We start from the raw sequence: 4079 nt of genomic DNA, 5'->3' as shown, positions 1-4079 counted from the left end.
CTGTAACCGTATGCCCCTCAGCAATTAGGCTGATACGCAAAAAGCGGCGAATCGCTTGTTCATCATCAATAATGAGTATATGAGCCATTATTTTTCCGGAGAGTTAAGTCCAACAGGAAGTGAGATTCGCATACAGGTTCCCACTTTATTCACGCCGGGGAAAGCCCAAATTTTGCCGCCATGTGCTTCTATCATAGCGCGGGAAATAGCTAAACCAAGGCCGGTGCCGCGGCTGCCACAATCTCCCACCGGCTGGGTATAAAACAAGTTAAAAATTTTACGAATTTATTATTTTACTATCATTACTTTATACTGAAAACGCATGATGATAGAGGTCTTGGCACACGAGGAGAATGTTATTGATAGGAGTTGATATTTATGTATAAAAAAATGGTAAATAAAAATAGAGGAATTTCATTCGATTTAGAGACAGGTGTTGTTGACTATAAGATGACCAACGGGAATATGATGAGAGCAAGACTAGGCAAAAAGGATCGCGATGTTCTTAATTACTTGGTCTGTAACGTTGGGCGGATTATTTCAAAAGAAGATATTTTAGAGGCTGTCTGGTCGCATAGAATTGTCTGTGATAACACTGTGGCAGTAGCACTATCCAATATACGAAAAATGATCAAAAAAGCAGATGAAGACTGCTCTTGCTTAACGAATATATCAGGGGCTGGATATATTTTTGAACCCAGGAAATCTGGGTTTAAATTAGAGGCTAACTAGGCGTGTAGAGATAAAATCGTGCGAATTATATTTTCAGCGACGTTTTATTTAATGCTTTTTTAGCATCTAATTTACTCTAAAAAAGCGCATTGTATATTTGAGGTCGACATGTTTTACATTAAAGAGCTTTGCCCTAGAGACCAAGGATACAAAATATTTGATGTGTATTTACAATCGAGAGAGCTTGATGGAGAAAGTATACATGCTCTAAATGGTTCATGGATGTCAGAGATAAAGAATGAAACGCATATTTCGTTATTGTATGAGTTTCTTAGAACATCGCCATATGTAGATATGGCTGGAAGTAAGTTTTTCTTGAAAGTGGAGGCTGAGGTAATTCCATTCATTGCTGATAAATTGATTAGTGAATTAGTTTTACTACAATGCCATGGTGTTACGTTGGTTTTGGATATCAATACTCCTATCTCATATTATTCTAACAAACAGGCACTATATAAATATCTTTATCTGCTCAGCGATTATGGTTATGAGTTTTGCTTTAGTGCTTACGATTGGAAACGATGTTATCAGGAACAATTTTTTATAACTAAAGGTGTTTTTAAATATGTTAGAGTGGGTCCTCCGCCATTGAGTTATATAGAGTTTAATGCCTATTTGGATGTTTGCTTTATGATGAAGGAAGAGTATGGAATTAATATCATATTGGATTTTATTAAAAGCCGTGATGAACTAAATTTAGCATATTCGATACCTTTCTTTGCATTGGGCGTTAATTATTGAATGGATGGCTATTTAGCGTAAAGTTGTACGTAATAACGCAATGGTATTTTATGGTTTTACACTTACATAATATTATTAATAACGATATAGCTAGATCTATAAATAATATCTTCTGAGTTTGAGGTGTGTATGGATTACAATAAGGAACATAATTGTGAAGCTCATTATCTAACATTAAGCATTAGTGAAGTAATAAATGACTGTTATGCTGTGTTTCAGCCGATTTATAACATAGATGATATGAGCATCATTTCATTCGAAGCTTTGCTACGACACCCTATAGTGAGTACTGATGAGATCATTAATTGGGCTGAAAAATATGGCTATATGCATGAGATATTTGAGGTTATAGTCTCGAAGGCGATTAGTGTAATAATGCATACAGGGGTTCCTGTAACTGTGAATATTTCACCATCTCAAATAATATCAAACGCCAAACAAGTTGAAGGGTTATTAAATAACGTGATATCTAAACACAAGGTGCCTCAGTTTCATTTGAATATTGAGGTTACAGAGGCTGTACCAATTTCTGATATTGATGCCTTTATGGACGGTTTACATAAAATTAAAAAAATTGGTGTTAAGGTTTTTCTCGATGATTTTGGTGCGGGCCATTCGTCTTTCTCAATGTTAAGGAATGGTATTTTTGATGCAATAAAGATGGATAAAACAATAGTTCATAGAATAAGCAATAATAGATTAATGCAGCATTTTTTATCATCCATTCTCACATATGCATCAATGGTTGGTATGCATGTTGTCGCGGAAGGTGTTGAAAAAAAAGATGATTTTATAGTACTTAAGAGCATCGGTATATCCCTGGCTCAGGGATATTTATTTTCAAAGCCACTAGATCAAAACTCAACATTAAAGCTATTTTCAATCGAGGCTGATTATCAAAAACTGTAGCCAGTGTTAGATAAATGTTCAACATAATTATATATAGACAATCATTACTGTAAGAACGAATTACCAGAATCCTAATTTACCTACAAGATTGGTTTTGTAAATGAAGAATGATGGGTTCCTAACTAACACAAGGTCAAAATCTTTTTTATGTATATGTTTTGCTGAAAAGATAGGAGTGTCGCTGAGTCTAGCGTTTAACCCATCATTAAAGTTGTCGATGGGTTTACTTAACTCTTTTGATTGAATAACGAAAAATAATATATCGTCATTTTTTTTGGCTAGTACGCCACGATATAGTTTCTTCTCGCCCGTATTTTTATTCCATGCAATAGACTCTATATATCCCATTCTGCATGTGCTTAAATAGGTAACGCTTTCATACTTGGCCTCTGATTTGAAATCACACCCAAAACCATTTAAAAAAGGAAGGAGTACATAGATATTGATATAAATAAAACTAATTATCGCGATATACTTTAAACTCTGATGAATTATTTTTCTGGCCATAAAAATAAACTCCATCTTTTCCTTGTAGTAACGCTTTAAGTTTTTCAATTTGAGGGGTGTTTAAGAAAAATACGCCACATGCTGTTGTTTTTTCTGCTACTTCATAGCAGTAAAGATCGCCTGTATTTTGTCTGAACACAAGTGCTAAGTACATTATGAATACCGCATATAAAGCAAGTGCAATGTGCTTTACAGTGGATGACAACTTGTTCTTTATGCTTGCTGTTTGTTCATTACTGTAAGGTGCTAGCACATCATTATTAGTTGTTGGTGCAGACTTAAATTCTTCGTTCGAGTTCGGTGCCGAATAAACTTGTTGTATCTCGAATCCTGTCTGATGAATACGGTTTTCTATGAGGGATATATTTTCTTTATTGTTTGAAATTTTGAATGTGTTTGCATCTCCATGCAATGTATACCCACGCCCATGATTTGTTTCGATTGAAAAATCCGGGGTGGTATTTGAAAGTGCTCGTCTTATATTTTTAATGGCAACAGCTAATGAGTTGGGTGATACAACCTTTCCCGGCCAGCCTTCGCACAGTAAGTCATCTTTACTGGAAAAATAATTTATATTTTTAAGTAAAAATGCAAGTATGCTCGCTTCACTTTTGTTTAATCTTGCGATCCTTTTTGACTGCCATTTCAGCTCACCTGAAGTAATATCTAACTCTAACATCATAGGCTACTGCCATCGGTCGACATATTAGTAATAATACTCATTAATTGTTTTTTTTACAATCACCTGATTTTTATAAAAACGTAGGCCAAAGAAAGTCATGTAAAACGATGGTGAATCTTTTACTGTAAAATTTAGTCTTTAAAATCAATGTGATAATCCTTTGCTCTTCAGTGAATGCATCACTGATATCGGTATAGTCACTAACAAATTTTTTATTGTGTGAATGGTATAAGACTTGAGACTAACTTTAACTCAATCAACTACCCGTGCTTAGTCGTTTCTTAGACAATGTTTTAGATATTGGTCCGTACTAATATAACTATCTGTAGTATATGGTTAATTTAAGTGTATTTTATAATAAATTTATTATTTTATTATTGGTATGTCGAAGTGAATATCCGCGTATGATCATTGCAGGGAAGTCTACTGTTGGTGAACGCTAATGTCTGTGTTTAGATTGTCTACTTTTTATGAGATAGGCAGATTCACTCTGTATATTTACTGCATA

6 protein-coding genes are annotated in these 4079 nt (G+C 34.4%); 3 read left to right on the top strand and 3 right to left on the bottom strand.

What is annotated here, in order from left to right; genetic code table 11:
- Window positions 1-87 precede the first annotated feature (87 nt).
- Window positions 88-276, bottom strand: a complete 189-nt coding sequence (locus GOU96_RS18640; protein WP_420719703.1) for an ATP-binding protein — start codon at window positions 274-276, stop codon at window positions 88-90.
- Window positions 277-378: 102 nt separating this feature from the next.
- Between GOU96_RS18640 and GOU96_RS16990 the strand changes: the two genes are divergently transcribed.
- From GOU96_RS16990 to GOU96_RS16980, 3 genes are all read left to right on the top strand, one after another.
- Entirely contained in the window at window positions 379-732 is a 354-nt protein-coding gene (locus GOU96_RS16990) for a winged helix-turn-helix domain-containing protein (RefSeq protein ID WP_178088296.1), read from the top strand.
- Between the two features lie 108 nt (window positions 733-840).
- On the top strand, window positions 841-1473 hold the full coding sequence (locus GOU96_RS16985; RefSeq protein ID WP_152136586.1) for a hypothetical protein: 633 nt from the start codon (window positions 841-843) through the stop codon (window positions 1471-1473).
- A gap of 129 nt (window positions 1474-1602) precedes the next feature.
- Entirely contained in the window at window positions 1603-2382 is a 780-nt protein-coding gene (locus GOU96_RS16980; RefSeq protein WP_152135350.1) for an EAL domain-containing protein, read from the top strand.
- Window positions 2383-2442: 60 nt separating this feature from the next.
- On the opposite strand, the gene GOU96_RS16975 is transcribed toward GOU96_RS16980, so the two are convergent.
- Both GOU96_RS16975 and GOU96_RS16970 read right to left on the bottom strand, forming a co-directional pair.
- A complete protein-coding gene (locus tag GOU96_RS16975) occupies window positions 2443-2889 on the bottom strand; it encodes a hypothetical protein (RefSeq protein ID WP_152107271.1) in 447 nt (148 codons plus the stop codon).
- Complete coding sequence (locus GOU96_RS16970; protein ID WP_152135351.1) at window positions 2840-3571, bottom strand: winged helix-turn-helix domain-containing protein; 732 nt, start codon at window positions 3569-3571, stop codon at window positions 2840-2842. Before GOU96_RS16970 ends, GOU96_RS16975 begins: the two co-directional genes overlap by 50 nt.
- Between the last annotated feature and the right edge of the window lie 508 nt (window positions 3572-4079).

Source organism: Vibrio sp. R-1, from assembly GCF_035615595.1.
GTDB lineage: Bacteria > Pseudomonadota > Gammaproteobacteria > Enterobacterales > Vibrionaceae > Vibrio > Vibrio cholerae.
This window is presented reverse-complemented; position numbering and strand designations above follow the sequence as displayed.

What these genes read in the sequence shown, in the direction of transcription:
- GOU96_RS16985 (WP_152136586.1), top strand. Translation starts at nt 841, where the DNA reads ATGTTTTACATTAAAGAGCTTTGCCCTAGAGACCAAGGATACAAAATA.
- GOU96_RS16970 (WP_152135351.1), bottom strand. Translation starts at nt 3,571, where the DNA reads ATGATGTTAGAGTTAGATATTACTTCAGGTGAGCTGAAATGGCAGTCA.
- GOU96_RS16990 (WP_178088296.1), top strand. Translation starts at nt 379, where the DNA reads ATGTATAAAAAAATGGTAAATAAAAATAGAGGAATTTCATTCGATTTA.
- GOU96_RS16975 (WP_152107271.1), bottom strand. Translation starts at nt 2,889, where the DNA reads ATGGCCAGAAAAATAATTCATCAGAGTTTAAAGTATATCGCGATAATT.
- GOU96_RS16980 (WP_152135350.1), top strand. Translation starts at nt 1,603, where the DNA reads ATGGATTACAATAAGGAACATAATTGTGAAGCTCATTATCTAACATTA.